This is a genomic window from uncultured Marinobacter sp. (assembly GCF_963974375.1).
Taxonomy (GTDB): Bacteria; Pseudomonadota; Gammaproteobacteria; order Pseudomonadales; family Oleiphilaceae; genus Marinobacter.
The window spans coordinates 1-3,062 of sequence record NZ_CAXBDN010000370.1 but is presented as its reverse complement, the minus strand read 5'-3'; the positions used below and the strand labels follow the sequence as shown (position 1 = coordinate 3,062).

Annotated in this window: 3 protein-coding genes; 2 read left to right on the top strand and 1 reads right to left on the bottom strand. The window is 57.7% G+C overall.

Annotated features, from left to right (window positions below; all coding sequences use genetic code 11):
- The coding region (locus AAC035_RS20200; RefSeq protein WP_339806909.1) for a GTPase at positions 1-459 on the bottom strand (459 nt) is incomplete at its 3' end.
- Between the two features lie 221 nt (positions 460-680).
- Between AAC035_RS20200 and AAC035_RS20195 the strand changes: the two genes are divergently transcribed.
- Positions 681-1,118: a Spy/CpxP family protein refolding chaperone gene (locus AAC035_RS20195; protein WP_339806908.1), complete on the top strand. Its 438-nt coding sequence runs from the start codon at positions 681-683 to the stop codon at positions 1,116-1,118.
- A gap of 215 nt (positions 1,119-1,333) precedes the next feature.
- Positions 1,334-3,062: BCCT family transporter (locus tag AAC035_RS20190; protein WP_339806907.1), on the top strand; the 1,729-nt coding region annotated here is incomplete at its 3' end.

The following is a 3,062-nucleotide window of genomic DNA, read 5'->3' as shown; positions in this document are numbered from 1 at the left end:
CTGCTGGGCCCGGGTTACGGCCGGCTCGTTACCGGTTTTGGCGGCGCTGCGGCCGGCGAGGGTGTTGATCAGTGTGGATTTGCCCACATTGGGAATGCCCAGGATCATGATCCTCAGCGCCCGGGTGTCTCGGGCGGTGGCGCTGGTCATCTCCCGGGCCAGGGTCAGCAGTCCAAGAGTCTCCTGGCGCTGGTTATGGGTGAGCGTAATCGCCCGGGTGCCTTTTTCACGTTCCAGCCAGGCTTGCCACTGGCGGGTGACCTCCGGGTCAGCCAGATCCCGCTTGTTGAGAATCTTGATAACCGGCTTGTCGCCTCTCAGGGACGGCACCAGAGGGTTCTCACTGCTGAACGGAATGCGCGCGTCCAGAACCTCAATAATCAGGTCCATCTGCGGCATGATGTTCTTGATGTCCTTGCGGGCCTTGTGCATATGGCCCGGGAACCAGTTAATGGCCATGATATGCTCCTGAGTGGCGGTTGCGCGCCATTATGGCGGGGAATAACAAAGATTTCACATTATTCCGGATCCGGCCTCCCACGGGGGGCGCCGGACCTGCAGAAACATCCGGTCGGGTGCGATTCCGGTGCAGAAATGGCCGTTGGGGTGAAATTGCCGGCAGTTTTCATTAGGGTGTACGGTCACCAGCACAAAATGAAACGAAAAGACGTGGAGATTACATGAAGACTATTCGGATTTTTGCCCTCGCCATTCTCGCAATGGCTTTCGCGCATTCAGCCATGGCCCAGCAGATGCAGGGCGGTGGCGGTCAGCCAGACCAGGTGGCCCAGCTTGCCGAGATGCTTGATCTCAATGAGAGCCAGCAAACCGAGATTCGCGGCATTCTTGATGAGTCTCAGGGCGAGCTGCAGGAACTTCAGGCTGAGGCGCAGGCACTGCAGGCACAACTGCAGGACCAGATTGGACCGGATTTTGATGAAGCGTCGATCCGCGAAGATGCCTCCCGTCTGGGTGAGCTGAGCGGCCAGATGGTTGCGGTGAATACCCTGATGCAGGCTCGCGTAGACAGTGTATTTACCGAAGAGCAGCGTGCCACGCTGGAACAGCGCATGCAGGAAATGCAGCAGCAACAGATGCAACAGCAGCAGATGCAGTAATTTCTCACTGACCCTTTCGAGGGGTTAGTACTGAAAAGCCGCAGGCCACAAACCTGCGGCTTTTTGCTGTTTTCCGGATGGGTCATTCCTGGTCCGGGCTCCCGATTCCATATCAGGAAATCCAGATTCCTGTTTTCAGCCTATACTTGGGTTCTGGCGGTGCCTGATCGGCAGTTTCTGCCGATAAAAACAACCAACGAAACGGATGCGTATCCATGATTGCAGAGAGCAAAGCCTTCCGCTCTACCATTCTCGCGCCGGTATTCATCCCGGCGGTGGCGGTAACCTTACTGCTGGTGGTAGGCACCATCAGTAATCCTGAACTGGCCGGCGAGTTGTTCAGCGCAACCCTGGCGTGGATCACCCAGACCTTCGGCTGGTTCTACATGCTGTCGGTGGCGATCTTTCTGGTTTTTATTGTTGTCGTTGCGGTATCACCCTGGGGCAGGATCAAGCTGGGGCCGGATCACGCGGTCGCGCAGTACAGCTTCCCGGCCTGGTTCGCCATGCTGTTTTCAGCCGGTTACGGCATTGCCTTGCTGTTTTTCGGTGTGGCAGAGCCGGTGCTTCACTATGCGTCACCTCCTGCCGGAGCTCCGGAAACGGTGGATGCTGCCAAGCAGGCCATGCAGATTGCGTTCTTCCACTGGGGTTTCCACATCTGGGCCATCTACGGTCTGGTGGGGCTGGTGCTGGCTTATTTTGCGTTTCGTCACGGGTTACCCCTGTCGATCCGGTCTGCCCTGTACCCGCTGATCGGTGAGCGCATCTATGGCCCCATCGGGCACACCGTCGATGTGTTCGCCATCCTCGGTACCATGTTTGGTATCGCTACCACCCTCGGACTCTCGGTCACGCAGATCAATGCGGGTATCAATTACCTGTGGCCGGCAATCCCGATAAATACAACGGTCCAGATCATTGCAATTGCGGTGATAACGGCTGCGGCGACGGTGTCTGTGGTGGCAGGTCTCGACAAAGGCGTGAAGCGGCTGTCAATTCTGAATATGGTGCTGGCGGTAGCGCTGATGTCCTTCGTGTTCATCGTGGGACCAAGTATCCTGATTCTGGAAACCTTCCTTCAGAATACCGGTAGTTACCTCAGTGGTATCGTCGAGCGGACATTCAACCTGCAGGCCTACACCCGCAGCGACTGGATAGGTAACTGGACCCTGTTTATCTTCGGCTGGACCATTGCCTGGGCGCCGTTTGTGGGTATGTTTATCGCCAAAATCAGCCGGGGACGTACCATTCGTGAGTTTGTTGGCGGCGTCATGCTGGTGCCGACCATCTTCACCTTCCTCTGGTTCTCCATTTTCGGGGATACCGCACTGAACCTGATCATGAACGAAGGCGTCACCACTCTGATCGCAGACGTGCAGGCGGACCATGCGGTGGCGCTGTTCAAGCTTTTTGATCAGTTGCCCTGGTCCTTCTTCATCTCCCTGATCACTGTGTTGCTGATCGTGACCTTCTTTGTGACCTCTTCCGACTCAGGCTCACTGGTCATTGACTCCCTGGCATCCGGTGGCGCCATGCAGACTCCGGCCTGGCAGCGGGTGTTCTGGGCCGTGCTGGAAGGCGCGGTGGCGTCCGTTCTGCTGCTTGCGGGTGGTCTCAGTGCCTTGCAGACCATGACCATTGCCAGTGCACTGCCGTTTTCCATCATCATGCTGGTCGCGGCTGTCGGGATGTGGCGCGCGCTGGTGATCGAGGGGCATCGTGAGAGCAGTCTGCAGGCCCACATGGCCAGCAGCCGGCATATGACCGGTTCCCAGTGGAAGCACCGGCTGGCGGGTATTGTCGATTTTCCGGGCCGCGATGATGTGGAAGCCTTTATCCGGGGCACTGTGATGGGCAGCATGCGCCAGGTCGAGGCTGAACTGAAAACCCGCGGCTGGCTGGCGGAGGTGGTCTTCGATGAGGAGCATTGCCGCGCCTATT

Coding starts and splice junctions, on each gene's coding strand:
- AAC035_RS20195 (WP_339806908.1), top strand. CDS start 681: ATGAAGACTATTCGGATTTTTGCCCTCGCCATTCTCGCAATGGCTTTC.